Origin of the sequence: Streptomyces sp. rh34, from assembly GCF_002551245.1 — a bacterium.
Classification (GTDB): Bacteria; Actinomycetota; Actinomycetes; order Streptomycetales; family Streptomycetaceae; genus Streptomyces.
The window spans coordinates 12,586-29,767 of sequence record NZ_NTGZ01000074.1 but is presented as its reverse complement, the minus strand read 5'-3'; the positions used below and the strand labels follow the sequence as shown (position 1 = coordinate 29,767).

Annotated in this window: 12 protein-coding genes and 1 pseudogene; 3 read left to right on the top strand and 10 right to left on the bottom strand. The window is 73.4% G+C overall.

Annotated features, from left to right (window positions below):
* Both CR470_RS16210 and CR470_RS16205 read left to right on the top strand, forming a co-directional pair.
* Positions 1 to 597 (top strand): annotated as a pseudogene (locus CR470_RS16210) (ThiF family adenylyltransferase); the annotation flags it as partial.
* A gap of 64 nt (positions 598 to 661) precedes the next feature.
* Positions 662 to 2,125, top strand: a complete 1,464-nt coding sequence (locus CR470_RS16205) for an ABC1 kinase family protein (protein ID WP_097868300.1) — start codon at positions 662 to 664, stop codon at positions 2,123 to 2,125.
* Between the two features lie 18 nt (positions 2,126 to 2,143).
* Here CR470_RS16205 and CR470_RS16200 read toward each other — a convergent pair whose 3' ends face one another.
* The 5 genes from CR470_RS16200 to CR470_RS16180 all read right to left on the bottom strand — a co-directional run bounded on the left by CR470_RS16200 (position 2,144) and on the right by CR470_RS16180 (position 6,069).
* Positions 2,144 to 2,347, bottom strand: coding sequence for a hypothetical protein (locus CR470_RS16200; protein WP_097868299.1), 204 nt, complete (start codon positions 2,345 to 2,347; stop codon positions 2,144 to 2,146).
* Positions 2,348 to 2,445: 98 nt separating this feature from the next.
* Entirely contained in the window at positions 2,446 to 2,805 is a 360-nt protein-coding gene (locus CR470_RS16195) for a hypothetical protein (protein WP_097868298.1), read from the bottom strand.
* A complete protein-coding gene (locus CR470_RS16190) occupies positions 2,802 to 3,170 on the bottom strand; it encodes a WhiB family transcriptional regulator (RefSeq protein WP_097868297.1) in 369 nt (122 codons plus the stop codon). The genes CR470_RS16195 and CR470_RS16190 overlap by 4 nt, the downstream gene beginning before the upstream one ends.
* 176 nt (positions 3,171 to 3,346) lie before the next feature.
* Positions 3,347 to 3,682 carry a hypothetical protein gene (locus CR470_RS16185; RefSeq protein WP_097868296.1) on the bottom strand — a complete coding sequence of 112 codons (336 nt, stop codon included), beginning with the start codon at positions 3,680 to 3,682 and terminating at the stop codon, positions 3,347 to 3,349.
* A 167-nt stretch (positions 3,683 to 3,849) separates the two neighbouring features.
* Positions 3,850 to 6,069 (bottom strand): ATP-dependent DNA helicase UvrD2, encoded by a 2,220-nt coding sequence (locus tag CR470_RS16180; protein WP_097868295.1) that lies wholly within the window; start codon positions 6,067 to 6,069, stop codon positions 3,850 to 3,852.
* A gap of 328 nt (positions 6,070 to 6,397) precedes the next feature.
* Between CR470_RS16180 and CR470_RS16175 the strand changes: the two genes are divergently transcribed.
* Positions 6,398 to 6,652, top strand: a complete 255-nt coding sequence (locus CR470_RS16175; RefSeq protein ID WP_097868294.1) for a glutaredoxin domain-containing protein — start codon at positions 6,398 to 6,400, stop codon at positions 6,650 to 6,652.
* 79 nt (positions 6,653 to 6,731) lie between these two features.
* Here CR470_RS16175 and nudC read toward each other — a convergent pair whose 3' ends face one another.
* From nudC to CR470_RS16150, 5 genes are all read right to left on the bottom strand, one after another.
* A complete protein-coding gene (gene nudC, locus CR470_RS16170; RefSeq protein ID WP_179892267.1) occupies positions 6,732 to 7,688 on the bottom strand; it encodes an NAD(+) diphosphatase in 957 nt (318 codons plus the stop codon).
* Positions 7,689 to 7,795: 107 nt separating this feature from the next.
* The gene (locus tag CR470_RS16165; protein WP_097868293.1) at positions 7,796 to 9,190 is read right to left on the bottom strand and encodes a dipeptidase; all 1,395 of its coding nucleotides are present in this window, start codon (positions 9,188 to 9,190) and stop codon (positions 7,796 to 7,798) included.
* 10 nt (positions 9,191 to 9,200) lie between these two features.
* The gene (locus tag CR470_RS16160; RefSeq protein WP_097868292.1) at positions 9,201 to 12,746 is read right to left on the bottom strand and encodes an ATP-dependent DNA helicase; all 3,546 of its coding nucleotides are present in this window, start codon (positions 12,744 to 12,746) and stop codon (positions 9,201 to 9,203) included.
* Between the two features lie 87 nt (positions 12,747 to 12,833).
* Positions 12,834 to 16,277, bottom strand: coding sequence for an ATP-dependent helicase (locus CR470_RS16155; protein WP_097868291.1), 3,444 nt, complete (start codon positions 16,275 to 16,277; stop codon positions 12,834 to 12,836).
* A gap of 219 nt (positions 16,278 to 16,496) precedes the next feature.
* Positions 16,497 to 17,006 (bottom strand): MGMT family protein, encoded by a 510-nt coding sequence (locus CR470_RS16150; RefSeq protein WP_097868290.1) that lies wholly within the window; start codon positions 17,004 to 17,006, stop codon positions 16,497 to 16,499.
* Positions 17,007 to 17,182 lie beyond the last annotated feature (176 nt).

Below are 17,182 nucleotides of genomic sequence, written 5' to 3'. Positions count from 1 at the left end.
GCCAGCCCGCTCAGAGATGTGTATAAGAGACAGACTCCCCGGCGAGCGACGGCGGACGGAGCGGAGGCCGGCCTGCCGGGGAGCGCCGGACAGCCCGGTCTGTCCCTGATCGTCGTCGCTCCCCGGGACGGCCTCGCGGTGTACGCGCCCGTCGCGGAGACGGCCGGCCCCTGGATCGCGTCGGGCACTCCTCATCTCTATGCCGGAGTGATCGAGGCCACAGGGGTGGTCGGGCCTCTCGTGCTGCCCGGGGGCACCGGCTGCGCGGGATGCCTGGAGCTGCACCGTGCGGACCGGGATCCGCAGTGGCCCCGGATGCTGGCGCAGTGGCGTTCCGGGCGGCGGGGAGCGGTGGCCGCCTGCGATCTGGGGCTCGCGACGGCGGTCGCCGGTCTCGCCGCGGCACATGCCCTGGCGTTTCTGGACGGGGATCTCCCTGCCTGTACCGGAGCTCGCTGGGAGGCCGCTCTACCGTTGCTGGACTGGCGTTCCGAGCCGATCGGCCCGCATCCGGACTGCTCCTGCGGGGCGGCCGGGGGCGCTAAGAGGGAACGGCCCTCCGGTGCTCTTCCGGCGCAGGACACAATGGCGGGGTGACCGCCGTAGCCGGAGAGCCACCGGAGGCACGAGCGGCACGGCAGTCTGGGAACTGGAGGGGCACATGTCTGATCTTCCCCGGAAGGCGGTTACGCGTACGGCCAAGCTGGCCGCGCTTCCGCTCGGCTTCGCCGGCCGTGCCACGTGGGGTCTGGGCAAGCGGATCGGCGGCAAGTCGGCCGAGCTGGTCGCCCGCGAGGTGCAACAGCGCACGGCGGACCAGCTGTTCAAGACCCTGGGCGAGCTGAAGGGCGGGGCCATGAAGCTGGGCCAGGCCCTCTCCGTCTTCGAGTCGGCTCTGCCCGAGGAGGTCGCCGGCCCCTACCGGGCCGCGCTGACCAAGCTCCAGGAGGCCGCGCCGCCGCTGCCCGCGCGCACGGTCCACGGGGTTCTCGCGACGCGGATCGGGGAGGACTGGCGGGACCTTTTCCTGGAGTTCGAGGACACGCCGGCGGCTGCCGCCTCGATCGGGCAGGTGCACCGGGCGGTGTGGCACGACGGCCGCGAGGTCGCCGTGAAGGTGCAGTATCCCGGCGCGGGCGAGGCATTGCTCTCGGACCTCGCCCAACTCAGTCGTTTCGCCCGGCTGCTCGGCCCGCTGGTCCCGGGGATGGACGTCAAGCCGCTGATCAAGGAGCTGCGGGACCGGGTGTCGGAGGAGTTGGACTACGAGCTGGAGGCGCGGGCCCAACAGGAGCACGCGGCGGAGTTCGAGGACGACCCGGATGTGGTGATCCCTCAGGTGGTGCACCAGTCCGACCAGGTGCTGGTGACGGAGTGGATCGACGGGATCCCGCTGTCCGAGGTCATCGCGGAGGGGACGAGGGAACAGCGGGACCGCGCGGGGCAGTTGCTGGCCCGCTTCCTCTTCTCCGGTCCGGCACGCACCGGGCTGCTGCACGCCGACCCGCATCCGGGCAACTTCCGGCTGCTGCCCCCGGCGGCGGAGGACGCGGGGCATACGGAGGGGGACGGCGGTTCGGTCGGGTCGTGGCGGCTGGGAGTGCTGGACTTCGGCACGGTCGACCGGCTGCCGGGCGGGCTGCCGCGGAACATCGGCGACTGCCTGCGGCTGACGCTGGAGGGCGACGCGGCAAGGGTGTACGGGCTGCTGCGCGAAGAGGGCTTCGTGAAGGAGTCGATCGAACTGGACCCGGACGCGGTGCTCGACTACCTGCTCCCGATCATCGAGCCCACGCAGGTGGAGGAGTTCACCTTCAGCCGGGGCTGGATCCGTGAACAGGCGGCCCGGATAGCCGATCCGCGCTCCCCCGCCCATCAGCTCGGCAGGCAGCTGAATCTCCCCCCGTCCTACGTCCTCATACACCGGGTCACGCTCAGCACGATCGGGGTGCTGTGCCAGCTCGGCGCGACGGTCCGGCTGCGCGACGAGCTCGAAGCGTGGCTGCCGGGGTTCCTCTCGGAAGACACGGAGACGGTGGACACGGGGGCGGCCGGCTCGGGGGCGGCGGGCCCGGAGTACACCGAGGAGGAGGGCGAGCCGGAAGGGGAGCCCGTCCAGGCGTAGGGGGGCCGGGTGGCCCGGTCACCACCAGAGCGAGTCGAGGCGACTCTCGATCGCGCGGATGTGGAGGCGGGCGCAGCCCTCGCAGAAGAGGAGACGGCGTCCGTCCTCCACGGAACAGAGCCAGGTCGGCGGGGCTGTGTCGCCTTCGGCGACGGTGCCGCAGCGGGCCCACACCACGCTGTGCTCGGCGGGTTGTTCGGGGGAATGGGTCTCCTCGTCCACCTCCTGACGATATCCCCGTGACCGGACGGCCGGCGGCACAACGCACCGCGGGGCCGCCCGTGTCCGGACGGCCCCGCGGTGAGGTGATGGGTGCACGGTCAGTGCATGACCGCCATGGCCAGCGCGCGGCGGGCGCGCAGCGAGGCGCGCTCCGCTCGTCGCTGCATCCGGCGGGCGGCGATCAGGCGGGCCGATTGGCGGTCCTCCTGAGCCTCCCGCAGGCGGTCGTGCATATGCGCACGAGCCATGGCTTCTGGGATGAGTTGCATTTCGCGGGTCCTGTTCTGGCGCGAGTCGTTCGCGCCGATGATGGTGACGTCGGGGGTGGCGGAGCCGACGGGCTCCTTCGTGGGGGTGATCATCGGTGCCTGATTCCGGGGGTCATGGGTCTGGGGACGGTCGATCGTTCCGAGGCGGAGCCTGCGTGTGGGGGCGGGGACCCCACAGGTCGCGGTCACGCTGCGACCGGGTTCTTGCGCGGACGGCCACGCGGACGCTTGCGGGCCACGACGACGCCCTGGACGAAGAGCTCGCCGCCCCAGACACCCCACGGCTCGCGGCGGTCCTTCGCCCCGGCGAGGCAGGCCTCGACGAGCGGGCAGGTGCGGCAGAGGGACTTGGCGTACTCGACGTCGGCCGGCGACTCGGCGAAGAAGACCTCCGGGTCGTAGGAACGGCAGGGGACGGGCACGCCGAGGTTCTCGATGGCGTCGTCGAGCGCGGTGAGCGTGGTGAGCGGGGTCAAGGCGGAGTCCTCCGTGGAGCCGGGCGGCGAGATCGAGTCGGAAAGCGGTACTGACGGGGCGTGCGTTTCGATGTGCACGGTGGGTGGTGTCCTCGTCTGGTCGTGCCGGCCTGTTGGCCGGTTGGCGGCTGCTGGTACCAGGTCCTGCTTGTCCCGAGGCTCCTTCGCTCCGTCTCGTCCGTTCGGACAAAACAAAAGGGCCGCGGATCCCGAGTGGGGTTCCGCGGCCCTGAAGGCGCCGGCCTGATGCTGGATCAGGCTGGATCGCTCCAGGGTTCAGGCCCACGGAAGGCCCACATCGTGTGGTGCTGCTGCGTCTGCTTCTTGGCTCCGGCACCGGCTGCCGCAAAGGCATAGGCCTGAGCCTGCGCTGCCTTCGCTACTGCTGCCGCCGGTGCCTCGATCGGTCGCTCATTGCGCTCCCGCATCACGGGGAGGCTCGCCAGGGACAGCGGACGGGCGGCAGAGATGCCGGACAGACCGGTGGCGCGAAGCGAAGCAACCGAGGAGCGGGTGAGGCCGAGGCCGAGCGAGCAGGCGGAGACGACCGAGAGATCGGTCATTTTCTGGGTTTCGATGATGCTGATCACTTCAATCGCCTCCTCTCGGCGTCTCGGGGGGACCGGCCGGGACCGGTCCTGCGTATTCGGATAAGTACAGCACGGAATCAGGGCTTCAGAGAAGTCGCTGTTCCCGTGGTTAAGAACCTATGGTGACGACTGGGGCGGGCGCAAACTATTTTCTGGACGAGTTTTCCTCAGGTCTCGTCGGCACTCTCCTCGGGCTCACCGTCAACCGCCTCACCTGCACAGATAGCCAGAACGTCGGTGCCGAAGCGATTCAACTTCCGGTTGCCGACGCCGGCGATGACGACCAGCTCGCCCTCGGTGGACGGCACGGCCTCGGCGATCGCCATGAGCGTCTTCTCGGTGAACACGCAGAAGTCGGGCTGGCCCAGCAGGGCCGCCTGGGCGGCGCGCCAGTCGTACAGCCGCCCGTACAGCGCCTCGTCCATGTCCGAGGGGCACTCCTCGCAGCGCATCAGCTTCATCTCGCCCGCGTCGGTGAGCGTGCGTCCGCAGACCCGGCACCGCACCGGCCCCCGGTGCTTCCGCTCGACCGCCGGGGCCCGGCTCACCCCCGCGGCCCGGCCGGTGCCCCGGTCGATGCCCCCACCGCCCCCGGCCCCGCTCCGCGCGCCCGGGGCCGCCGATCCCGGCCGCAGCCCGTTCAGGAAACGGGTCGGCCGGCGGCTCGCCCGGCCGCCCGGCGACCGGGACAGCGCCCAGGAGAGCGAGAGGTGGACGCGGGCGCGGGTGATCCCGACGTACATCAGGCGCCGCTCCTCCTCGACCTGCTCGTCGGTCTTGGCGTAGGCGATCGGCATCATGCCCTCGGTCAGGCCGACCAGGAACACGGCGTCCCATTCCAGACCCTTCGCCGAGTGCAGCGACGCCAGGGTCACCCCCTGGACCGTCGGGGCGTGCTGGGCGGCCGCCCGTTCGTCCAGCTCACGGACCAGGTCGGTGAGGGTCGCCCCGGGCTTCGCCGTCTCGAAGTCCTCCGCGAGGCGCACCAGCGCGGCCAGCGACTCCCAGCGGTCGCGCACGGCCCCCGATCCGGCGGGCGGCCGGCTGGTCCAGCCCTTGGTGGAGAGCACCGCCCGCACCTGGGACGGCAGCCCCTCCGCGTCGTCGAGCAGGGAGTCGTTGCGCCCGGCGCGGGCCGCGCCGCGCAGGGCGGTGCCCGCCTCGCGGACCTCGGCCCGCTCGAAGAACCGCTCGGCGCCGCGCAGCTGGTAGGGCACCCCGGCGTCCGCGAGGGCCTGCTCATAGACCTCGGACTGGGAGTTGACGCGGTAGAGCACGGCGATCTCACCGGCCGGCACGCCCGCGGCGACCAGATCGCGGATGCGCCGGGCAGTGCCCTCGGCCTCGGTGGGCTCGTCGGAATACTCCGTGTAGACGGGCTCGGGCCCCTTGTCGCGCTGCGAGACCAGCTCCAGCCGGTGGTCGGCGGCCTTCCCGTGGGCCTGGCTCAGCAGGCCGTTGGCGAGGTGGACGACCTGCGGGGTGGAGCGGTAGTCCCGCACCAGCTTCACCACGGTCGCCCCCGGGTGGCGGGTGCGGAAGTTCAGCAGGTGGTCGGGGGTGGCCCCGGTGAAGGAGTAGATCGTCTGGCTGGCGTCGCCGACGACGCACAGATCGTCCCGGTCGCCGACCCAGAGATCGAGCAGCCGCTGCTGGAGCGGGCTCACGTCCTGGTACTCGTCGACGACGAAGTGCTGGTACTGGCCGCGCACGTGCTCGGCGATGTCGCCGCGGTCCTGGAGGATGCCGACGGTGAGCAGCAGCACGTCCTCGAAGTCGATCACCGACCGGTCGCGCTTGAGCTGCTCGTACATCGAGTAGACCTGGGAGAGCTCCGCCGGGTCGCGGGGTGCGTCCCGCTGGGTCTTCGCGACAGCCGCCGGATAGTCGGCGGGGACGGTCTGGGTGACCTTGGCCCACTCGATCTCGCTGGTGACGTCCCGGAGCTCGTTGCGGTCGAGCCGGAGCTGGCAGCGGGCGGCGGCCTCGGCGACCAGCTGCACCTTCCGCTCCAGCAGCCGGGGCAGCTCACCACCGACTGCTTTCGGCCAGAAGTACTGGAGCTGCCGGAGGGCGGCGGAGTGGAAGGTCCGTGCCTGGACGCCGGTCGCGCCGAGCTGTCGCAGGCGGCCGCGCATCTCTCCGGCGGCCCGGTTGGTGAAGGTGACGGCGAGCACGGTGGCCGGCTGGAGGATGCCCGCCCGGACCCCGTACGCGATGCGGTGGGTGATCGCGCGGGTCTTGCCCGTGCCGGCTCCGGCCAGCACGCACACCGGTCCGTGCAGGGCCAGAGCCACCTCGCGCTGCTCGGGGTCGAGCCCGTCGAGCACGGCGTCCGGGGTCTCGGGGACCTGCGGGAAGAGGGTGGAGTGCGTTGCTGCTGTCACACCGCCATGCTGCCAGGTCCCACGGGGCGGATGCGGCGGTTGTCCACAGGGGTGAGGTATTCGTCGTACCGGCCCCTGCGGCGCGGTGGCCGGTACGGAATCCGGTGCGGCGCGGTGGCCGGTGCGGCGCGGTGGCCGGTACGGCGCGGTGGCCGGTACGAGGGCGGATGCGGAGGCGCGGTGCGGCGACGGCGCGGGGGCGTGATGGGAATGGTGGCCGAGTCCCGTACGTTCCTCAAGGTTGTGGGACGGCCGCGGACAGCGGCCGGACCACGAGTGACGCTGCCGGCCGCGCAGCGTACGGACGAGACGAAGGAGCGCCAGCGACATGGCGGGCACTGTGACGATGTACAGCACCACCTGGTGCGGCTACTGCCGTCGGCTGAAGAGCCAGATGGACCGCGAGGGCATCGCCTACAACGAGGTCAACATCGAGCACGACCCGGAGTCGGCCGTGTTCGTCGAGAAGGCGAATGGCGGAAACCAGACGGTCCCCACGCTGCTGATCGTGGCCCCCTCGGGCACCGAGTCGGTCATGACGAACCCGTCTCTCGCCCAGGTGAAGCAGGCGCTCGCCGCCTGATCCGGCCGAGGGAAGCACCGCCCGTCGCGCGCCCTCCTGCCCCCGGCGGCGCCGGGGGCAGGAGTGTGTCCGGGGGTGCTCAGCCGTTCCGCTGCACGCTGCCGGGCCTCGGGAGCGGCTTGCCGTACCAGAGCTCGATCAGGCGGGCCGCGATCGAGATGCCGAACGGGGGCATGACCTCGCCGGACTCGAAGGCGGCGGTGAGGTCCTCGCGGGAGAACCAGCGGGCCTCCTCGATCTCCTCGCCGTCGACGGTGATGTCGAAGGACGTGGCCCGCGCCATGAAGCCGAGCATCAGGCTGGAGGGGAACGGCCACGGCTGGCTGGCGATGTACTCGACCTCGCCGACGGTGATCCCGGCCTCCTCGTACACCTCCCGGGCCACGGACTGCTCGATCGACTCCCCCGGCTCGACGAACCCGGCGAGCGTGGAGAAGCGGCCCTCCGGCCAGTGCACCTGGCGGCCCAGCAGGGCCCGGTCCTGGTCGTCGGTGACCAGCATGATGACCGCCGGGTCGGTACGCGGGTAGTGCTCGGCGCCGCAGGCCTGGCAGCGGCGGATGTGGCCGGCCGCCGCGATGACGGTGCGCTCGCCGCAGCGGGAGCAGAAGCGGTGGAGCCGCTGCCAGTTCTCCAGGGCGACCGCGTGCGCCATCAGGCCCGCGTCACGGGGGCCGAGGAGAAGACCCGCCTCGCGGAGCCCCGCGGGCCGGGCCGACTGGTCCATGCGGCCGGGCAGCGCGTCCTTCTGGAGCGCGAAGTAGCTGACGCCGCCCTCGTCGGTGCCGAGGAAATACCGGTGGGTCTCGGTGACCGGGGCCTCGAACGCCTGGGTCATGACGATCTCCGTGCCCCCGTCGGGGGTGTCGTCGATCAGCACCTGGCCGCCGGAGACGACGAAGACGCGGGTCGTCGGGTGGCTCCACGCCACGGCCAGCCACGCCTCGTCGAGGCGGTGGTGTGCCGCGCGGTCGATGCCGCTCGGCGCGGTGAGGCCGATCGGGCGGTCTGCGGTGGCGTTGTCGAAGGTGCTCACAGGTGCTTCCTACTCCCCCTGGGTGGATCGGGTGTGCACAGGTACGTGGAGGGTGTGCAGAGGATTCAGCGGCGTTCCGGTTCCGGGCGTTCAGGAGTTCCGGGCATTCAGCGCAGTGCCGTGGCCAGCTCGCCCCACAGGTGGGCGGTCGTCTCCACGCCCTTGAACAGCAGGTCGAGCTCGACCTTCTCGTCGGGGGCGTGCCAGCCGTCGGAGGGTACGGAGATGCCGAGGAAGAGGACGGGTGCGCCGAGCACGTCCCTGAGGTCGGCGGCGGGGCCGGAGCCTCCTTCGCGGGTGAAGAGGATCTTCTTCCCGAAGGCCCGGCCCATCGCGCGGGCCACCGCCTGGAGGGCGGGGTGGTCCAGCGGGGTCAGGCAGGGGCGGGTGGCGGGCTGGAAGGCGATCCGGTGGCGGACGCCCGCCGGAATCCGGGCCTCGGCCCACGCCCGGACGGCGCGCTGTACGTGTTCGGGGTCCTGGCCGTCCACCAGCCGGAAGCTGATCTTCACCAGGGCCGACGAGGGGATGATCGTCTTGCTCCCGGCGCCCTGGTAGCCGCCGCCGATGCCGTTGACCTCGGCGGTGGGGCGGGCCCAGACGCGCTCCAGCGTGGAGTATCCGGCCTCGCCGGCCGCGGCCCCCGACTTCGCGGTGCGCAGCCAGGTGGCCTCGTCGAAGGGCAGCTCGGCGAAGAGGGCCCTCTCGGTGTCGGTGAGGTCGGTGACCCCGTCGTAGAAGCCGGGGATCGCGATCTTGCCGTCCCCGTCGTGGAGGGCGGCGACGAGGCGGGCGATCTCGGTGGCCGGATTGGGGACGGCTCCGCCGAACGATCCGGAGTGGATGTCCTGGGCGGGGCCGTACAGCTCGATCTCGCACTCGGCGAGGCCGCGCATGCCGGTGCAGACGGTCGGGGTGTCCTCGTCCCACATGCCGGTGTCCGAGACGATCACCGCGTCGGCGGCGAGCCGGTCCGCCCGCTGCTCCGCCAGGGCGCGGAAGTTCGGGGAGCCCGACTCCTCCTCGCCCTCGATCAGCAGCTTGAGGTTCACGGCGGGGGTGGTGCGGCCGGTCGCGGCGAGGTGGGCGCGGACCCCGAGGGTGTGGAAGAACACCTGGCCCTTGTCGTCGGCCGCGCCGCGTCCGTACATCCGGCCGTCCCGGATCACCGGCTCGAACGGGTCCGTCGCCCAGCCGTCCTCGCGGGCGGCGGGCTGTACGTCGTGGTGGCCGTAGACCAGAACCGTCGGGGCGTCCGGGTCCTCGCTGGGCCATTCGGCGAAGACCGCCGGGGCTCCGGGGGTCTCCCAGATCTCGGTGCCCGGGAAGCCGGTCTCCCCGAGCTTGGCGCTCAGCCACTCCGCGCTGCGCCGTACGTCCCCGTCGTGCTCCGGCTGCGCGGACACGGACGGGATGCGCAGCCACTCCGCGAGGTCGTCGAGGAAGGCTGCGCGGTGCTGTTCGGTGTACGTGCGGACGGCGCTGTCCGGGGTCTCGCTCATGCTCTTGAGCCTATCCGTCCTCGGGGGCCGGCTCGTCCAGCAGGATCCGCTCCAGTTCGGCCCGGCCCGGGAGGTCCTGCGGATGGACGGTCTCCCCGCTGCGTACGTAGAGGAAGGTGGCGGTGACCTCTTCGAGCGGCAGATCGTGCAGCTCGGCCCAGGCCAGCCGGTAGACGGCGAGCTGGAGCGGGTCGGCGGTGCGGTGGCGGGTGGTCTTCCAGTCGACGATCTCGTACCGGTCGCCCGTGCGGTAGACGGCGTCGATACGGCCCCGGATCACGCGGCCCGCCAGGGTGATCTGGAACGGGGTCTCCACGCGGTACGGCGTACGCCGGGCGTAGGCGGTGCGCTCGAACGCCTCCTTCAGCTCGGCGAGGTCCCGCTCGTCGGCGATCTCCGCGTCGCTCTCGTCGCCCCCGGGCAGTTCGTCGGGTCCGAGCATGGGCAGCGGCAGTTCCTCGTACCGCGATTCCACCCAGGCGTGGAACCGGGTGCCCCGGCGGGCGGCGGGCTGGGGCGGGCGGGGCATGGGCCGGGCCAGCTCCTTGGCGAAGGCGTCGGGGTCCTCGGCCAGGCGCAGCAGCTGGGTGGCGGAGAGCGCGGCGGGCACGAGGACCTCGCGCACGGTGGCGCGGGCGCGGCGCAGCTCCCCGGCCAGGGAGTCCAGGTCCCGGTCCCAGGAGGCGAGGGTGCGGGTCTCCTCGGGCGTGAGCCGTTCCGTGGGGCCCGCCTCCTGGGGGTGGCGGGCGGCCGGGATGTGCGGGGGCGGATGCGGTGCGGTGCCCTGCGCGGTCTCCGGTGCGGTCTCCTGCGCGGTCCTCGGTGCGGTCCCCGGGGCGGTCTCCTGCACGGTCCTCGCTGCGGTCTCCTGCGCGGTCTCCGGTGCGCCCGACGGGCGTTCGGTGGGGAGCGCGTCCCAGTCCCAGTCCTCGTCGACCGGACCCTCCTCGACCGGCCCCTCCTCGAACAGCGCCTCGTCGACCGGGACGTCATCGGGCTCGGGCCCGTACTCCGGTGCCTGCTCGTCCCCGTGGACGGCCAGCCGCTCCAGGTGGGCCAGCACCGTGTCCCGGGCGGCGCGGCGGCGGGCGAGGGCGTCGGCGTCGAGCGGGAGCGGCCAGGCCAGGTCGGCGTCCCGTTCCGCGAGGGCCGGGTTCTCCTCGTGCTCGGCGGGCTCGTCCGCCCAGGCCTCGATCTCCCCGTGGCCCGCCGCGCAGTGCTCGTACAGCGCGTCGAGGAAGGCGGACGGGCCCCGCGTCCGCTTCTGGGACGGGCCCCACCAGTGGCCGGAGCCGAGGAGCAGGGAGCGGGGGCGGGTGAAGGTGACGTAGCCGAGGCGCAGTTCCTCCGTGTGCTGGTGCTCCTTCATCTCCGCCTTGAACGCCTTGATCCCCTTGGCGTCGAGGCCGTCGTGCGTGTCCAGGGCCGGGAGCGTCTCCGCGTCGCCGCGCAGGGCGTGCGGGAGCACCTGGGCCTGGGCGGTCCACGCCTCCCGGGCCCGGTCGCTCGGGAACTGGCCCGTGACCAGTCCGGGCACGGCGACGACGTCCCACTCCAGGCCCTTGGACTTGTGGGCGGTGAGGACCTTGACGGTGTTCTCGCCGCCGGGCAGCGCGTTGTCGAGGCCCTTCTCGTACTGCGCGGCGGTCCGCAGGAAGCCGAGGAAGGCGAGCAGGGTCGCCTCGCCGTCCAGGGAGGCGAACCGGGCCGCAGTGTCCAGGAAGTTGGCGAGGGTCTCGCGGCGGCGGGCGGCCAGCGCCTGCGGGGACGCGGACAGCTCGACCTCCAGTCCGGTGGTGGCCAGGACGCGGTGCAGGACGTCCATCAGGGGGTCCGCGAGGGAGCGGCGCAGGTCGCGCAGCTCCCGGGCGAGGCGGGCGAAGCGGACGCGGGCCTCGGCGGAGAACGGCAGCCCGTCGTCGGCCGCGTCCCCCACGACCAGGAAGGTGTCCAGCGCGTCCGCGAGCGATATCACCTCGGCCGGGTCCGTGCCCTCGACCGCGTCCGCGAGCCGCTGGTCCGCGTCGGCGGCGTCCGCGTGGCCCGCCCGGTGCACGAGGAGGCGGGCGCGGCGGCCCAGGAGCGCGAGGTCACGGGGGCCGATGCGCCAGCGCGGTCCGGTGAGGAGGCGGACCAGGGAGGCGTTGGCCCCCGGGTCCTGGAGAACCTCGCAGACGGCGACCAGGTCCGCCACCTCGGGCAGGTGCAGCAGCCCGGCGAGGCCGACGACCTCGACCGGGACGTCCCGGGCGACCAGCGCCGCCTGGATCGCGGGGAAGTCCCCGGCCGTACGGCACAGGACGGCGATCTCGCCCGGCGGGGTGCCGGTGCGCACGAGGTGGGCGAGGGAGTCGGCGAGCCAGTCGATCTCCTCGGTGTGCGTCGTCAGCAGGGCGCAGCGGACCATGCCGTCCCGCTCGGCCCCCGGGGCGGGGCGCAGCGCCTCGACGCCCTCGTGCATCGCCCGCAGGGGTTCGGCGAGGCCGTTGGCGAGCTGGAGGAGACGGCCGCCGCTGCGCCGGTTCTCGCTCAGGCTGTAGCGGGTGGCGGGGGCGCCGTCGGCGTGCGGGAAGTGCTCGGGGAAGTCGTCGAGGTTGGCGACGGACGCGCCGCGCCAGCCGTAGATCGCCTGGCAGGGGTCGCCCACGGCGGTCACCGCGTGGCCGGTGGCGGCGGCGTCCGTACCGGCTCCGAACAGGGCGGAGAGCAGCAGCCGCTGGGCCACCGACGTGTCCTGGTACTCGTCGAGGAGGACCACCCGGAACTCCTCGCGCAGGATCCTCCCGACCTCGGGCCGGGTCAGGGCCAGCTCGGCGGAGAGGGCGATCTGGTCGCCGAAGTCCAGCAGGTCCCGGCTGCGCTTGGCGGCCCGGTAGCGCTCGGTGAGGGCGAGGAGGGAGCGGCGGGCCTCGGCGGTCTCGGGGATCTTCCGCAGGTCGGCGTTGCTGAGTTTCGTGTGCTCCAGGGCGCTCAGCAGCTCGGTGTCGTACGTGTCGAGCGCGCCGGGCCGTACGAGGTGTTCGGACAGCTCCCCGTCGAGCGCCAGGAGATCGCTGACCAGCGTGGGGAAGGACCGGGTCAGCGCCGGGTACGGTCCCGGGGCCTCGCGCAGCACCTTCGCGGCGAGCTGGTAGCGGGTGGCGTCGGCGAGGAGGCGGGTGGTCGGCTCCAGGCCGATACGCAGGCCGTGCTCGGTGAGGAGGCGGCCGGCGAAGGCGTGGTACGTGGAGATGGTGGGCTCGCCCGGAGGGTTGTCCGGGTCGATGACGTCGGGGTCGGTGACCCCGGCGGCGATCAGTGCTCTGCGGACGCGCTCGGCCAGTTCGCCCGCCGCCTTGTTCGTGAAGGTGAGGCCGAGGACCTGCTCCGGCGCGACCTGTCCGGTGCCGACGAGCCAGACGACGCGGGCGGCCATCACCGTGGTCTTGCCCGACCCGGCTCCGGCCACGATCACCTGCGGGGCGGGCGGCGCGGTGACGCAGGCCATCTGCTCCGGGGTGAACGGGATCCCGAGGAGCTCCTTGAGCTGCTCGGGATCGGTGATGCGTGAGGACACCCGAGCAACGGTAACCGGACCCACCGACAACCCGGCACGAACCGGATGCCCTGTCGACCGATCGGCCGCCCGACGGCCTCTGATCGACTAATCGACCACTTGACGGCCCTCCGGCTGCGCGCTGCACGAGGCGCGGAACGTGCAGTGGGCGCAGTGGGCGCCGGTGGTGGGCGTGAAGCGTTCGTCCAGGACCTTTCCGGCGGCGGTGGCGAGCAGGCCGGAGACCCACTCCCCCGCCAGCGGCTCCTGGGCCTGGACCTTGGGGAAGGCGTCGCCGCCCTCCTTCTTGGGGGCGGGCTGGCGGAGCTGGACCAGCTCGGCGCCGCCCGGCTCGGGGCGCTTGCCGTCGAAGACCTCGTCGACCGCGCCCTCGCGGACGGCGAGCTGGTACACGGCGAGCTGGGGGTGGGCGGCGACCTCGTCCTTGGTGGGCGCGCCCTTGCCGGTCTTGAAGTCGACGACGTACGCCCGGCCCTCGGCGTCCTGTTCGACCCGGTCCATGGAGCCCCGGATGCGGACGGCGTACTCGCCCGCCTCCAGCGTCACGTCGAAGTCGTGCTCGCTCGCGGTGGGGGTGCGGCCGCCCCGGTCCAGGACGTGCCAGTGCAGGAAGCGCTCCAGGGCGGCACGGGCGTGATCCTTCTCCTGCTCGGACTTCCAGGGGGCGTCGAAAACGAGGCCGTTCCACACGGAGTCCAGACGTTCCATGAGGACGTCCAGGTCGGCGGGCGTACGGCTGGAGGCGACCTCGTCGGCGAGTACGTGGACGACGTTGCCGAACCCCTGGGCGGCGGTGGCCGGGGCGTCGGCCTTCACCTCGCGGCCCAGGAACCACTGGAGGGCACAGGTGTTGGCGAGCTGGTCCAGCGCGCTGCCGGAGAGGGTGACGGGCCGGTCGCGGTCGCGCAGCGGGACGGCGGAGCGGGTCGGCTCCTCCAGGCCCCACCAGCGGTAGGGGTGGGCCGCGGGCACCAGCGGCTGCCCCTCGTCGTCGGTGAGCGCGGCGAGCCGGGCAAGGCGGTGGGCGGCGGCCTCGCGCAACGCGTCGGACGCGGCCGGGTCGACCGTGGTGGCGCGCAGCTCGGCGACGAGCGCGGCGACGGCGAGAGGGCGGCGGGGGCGGCCGGTGACGTCGCGGGGTTCGACGCCCAGCTCGCTCAGGAAGCGGGAGGGCTGGTCGCCGTCGTCGGCGGGGGCCTTCACGGCGGTGACGACGAGGCGGTCGCGGGCGCGGGTGGCGGCGACGTAGAAGAGCCGGCGCTCCTCGGCGAGGAGGGCCCCGGGTGTGAGGGGTTCGGCGAGGCCGTCGCGGCCGATCCGGTCGGCCTCCAGGAGGGAGCCCCGGCGGCGCAGGTCGGGCCAGACGCCTTCCTGGACCCCGGCGACGACGACGAGCCGCCACTCCAGGCCCTTGGAGCGGTGGGCGGTCATCAGGCGTACGGCGTCGGGGCGGGCGGTCCGCCGCGAGAGGGTGTCGGCGGCGATGTCCTGGGCGTCGACCTCTTCGAGGAAGTTGAGGGCCCCGCGCCCGCCGGTGCGCTCCTCGGCGCGGGCGGCCGTGTCGAACAGGGCGCACACCGCGTCGAGATCGCGGTCGGCGTTGCGCCCGCCCGCCCCGCCGCGCAGCGCGGCCCGCTCCAGCCGGCCGGGCCAGGGGGTGCCGTTCCACAGGGCCCACAGGGCCTCCTCGGCGGTGCCGCCGCCTTCGAGGAGTTCGCGGGCCTTGCGCAGGAGCGCGCCGAGGCGCTGCGCTCCGTGGGCGTACGCCGGGTCGTGCGTGACGAGTCGTTCGGGCTCGGCCAGGGCGCGGGCCAGCAGGGCGTCGGAGGGGGCGGGGACCCGGATCCCGGCGGCGCGCTCCTCGTCGCGCAGGGCCCGGCCGAGGCGGCGCAGGTCGGCGGCGTCCATGGAGCCGAGCGGCGAGGTGAGGAGGGTGAGGGCGGTCTCGGTGTCGATCCAGGGGGTGGGGGCCTCCTCGGCTCCCTCCTCGGCTCCCTCCTCGGCCCTCTTCTCGGCTCCCTCATCGGCCCTCTCGTCGGATCCCTCCTCCGCCTGATCCTTTGCTTCCGCTTCGGCGGGGCCGTGGTGCAGCGCCGCCGAGGCCACCGTCCGCAGCGCCGTCAGCAGGGGGGCGACGGCCGGTTCGTGGCGCAGCGGCAGGTCGTCTCCGTCGACCTCCAGGGGGACGCCCGCGGAGGTGAGGGCGCGGCGGACGGCGGGCAGCGAGCGGCCTCCGGCCCGTACCAGCACGGCCATCTCCTGCCACGGCACCCCGTCCTCCAGGTGGGCGCGGCGCAGCAGGTCCGCGATGTTCTCCAGCTCCGTGGACGCGGTCGGGTAGGTGTACGTCTCGACGTGGCCGCCGTCCCGGACGGCCGCCGGGTCGCGGTGGGCGCGGACCGTGTCGGCGGGCAGGCGGGTCAGGGGCATCCGGCGGGTGAGCAGCCGGGTCGCCGCGAGCAGTCCGGCCCCGGAGCGGCGGGAGGTGGTGAGGACGCCCACGGGCGCGGGGCCCCCGTCCGCACGGCGGAAGGTGTCCGGGAAGTCGAGGATGCCGTTCACATCGGCGCCCCGGAACGTGTAGATCGACTGGTCGGGGTCGCCGAAGGCGATCAGGGTCCGCCCGCCGCGCGCGTCCGCACCGCGCCCCCGCTCGTACTCCGGCGCGCGCCCCCGGTTGCCCGCCAGCGCGTGCAGCAGGCGTACCTGGGCCGGGTCGGTGTCCTGGTACTCGTCGACGTACACCGCGTCGTAGCTCCCGGCCAGCCGCTCCGCCACCTCGGGGCGCTCGGCGAGCAGGACCGCGCGGTGCACCAGCTCGGCGTAGTCCAGGACGCCCTGGGCGTCGAGGATGTCGAGGTACTCGGCGAGGAACTGGGCCGCCGCCGTCCAGTCCGGGCGGCCGGTGCGGCGGGCGAAGGCGGCCAGCGCGTCCGGGCCGAGACCCAGTTCACGGCTGCGGGCCAGCACGGCGCGCACCTCGTCGGCGAAGCCTCGGGTGGTCAGGCAGGACCGCAGCTCGTCCGGCCAGCGGACGTGGGCCAGCCCCTCCTTCTCCAGGTCGAGCTGGCCCGCGAGCAGCTCGCGGACGGTGACGTCCTGCTCGGGTCCGGACAGCAGACGCAGCGGATCGGCGAACAGATCGGCGTCCTGGTGGGCCCGGACCAGGGCGTAGCAGTACGAGTGGAACGTGGTGGCCTGCGGGCCCCGGGCCGCTCCGAGGCGGGCGGCCATCCGGTCACGCAGTTCGACGGCGGCCTTGCGGCTGAAGGTGAGGACAAGGATGCGGGCCGGGTCGGCGCCCCGGTTCACGCGCGCGGCGACGGATTCGACGAGGGTGGTGGTCTTCCCGGTGCCGGGCCCGGCGAGGACCAGCAGCGGGCCGCCGGGGTGGTCAACCACCGCGCGCTGGCCTGCGTCCAGGAGGGGGGGATCCACGGAGCCCGGCGGAGTGCGCACCAGGCGGTACGCACCCGTGGTCCGCGGCCGTGATTCACGGTGCGGACTGTGCCGGGTGGTGGAGGAACTCACGTGGATCGCCGGTCCTGGTGGGTGTACGCGGGTGTGTGCGCGGGTGTACGGGTGATGGGGACGGGGTCGGTGCAGCCGAGGAAGAAGAAGGGGCGGAGCGTGCCGCGTGATGACGACGCTACGCCAGCGACGGCGTGGGAGGCAGCGGCCGTGCCGCGTCCCTCGTCACGTGCTCTGCCGCGCCGGGCCGTACCCGCCGGAGGCCGATGGCGGAAGCTGTCAGGTGTGAGCCTTCTCGCCCGAACCGCCCGCGCCACCCGAACCACCCCGGCCGCCCGGACCGCCCGCGCCGCCCCGGTCGTCCGAACCGCCCGGACCGTGCCCATCATCAGGCGCGGCATCCGCCTGCCCGCCGTCGGCACCACCGTCCCAGCGGGCGCGCCGCATGTCGATGCGCGGGATGTGCCCCTCCGCCTGGCGCGACGCCTCACGCAGCGGGGTGCCCTCGGCACGGTAGTGGTCCAGCGCCCGCAGCTCGTGGGCGGGGAGCAGCGTCCCGTCGGAACGGACGACGCGCCACCACGGCACGGCCGATCCGTACAGCGCCATGACCCGGCCGACCTGGCGGGGTCCTCCCTCGCCCAGCCACTCCGCGATGTCGCCGTACGTCATCACCCGGCCGGGCGGGATGAGATCGGTCACGTCGAGGACGCGCTCCGCGTACTCCGGCAGTTCGGCGCCGGCCGGGGCGGGGCCGGACCCGCCCCTGCCCGTCTGGTCCTGGCTCATCCGTCCCATCCTGCCGTACGCCACCGACAACCCGGCCGCGCCGGTGGCAGTCCGGGCACACAGCGTGCACACGGGTGGAAAGGAGCGTATGTTGCCCTTCCCGCGCCCGCGCAATGCACCCTGATGCCCTCCTCTGTCTACCGGCCGTGCCACCATCATGCGAGCGGTGACCGGTG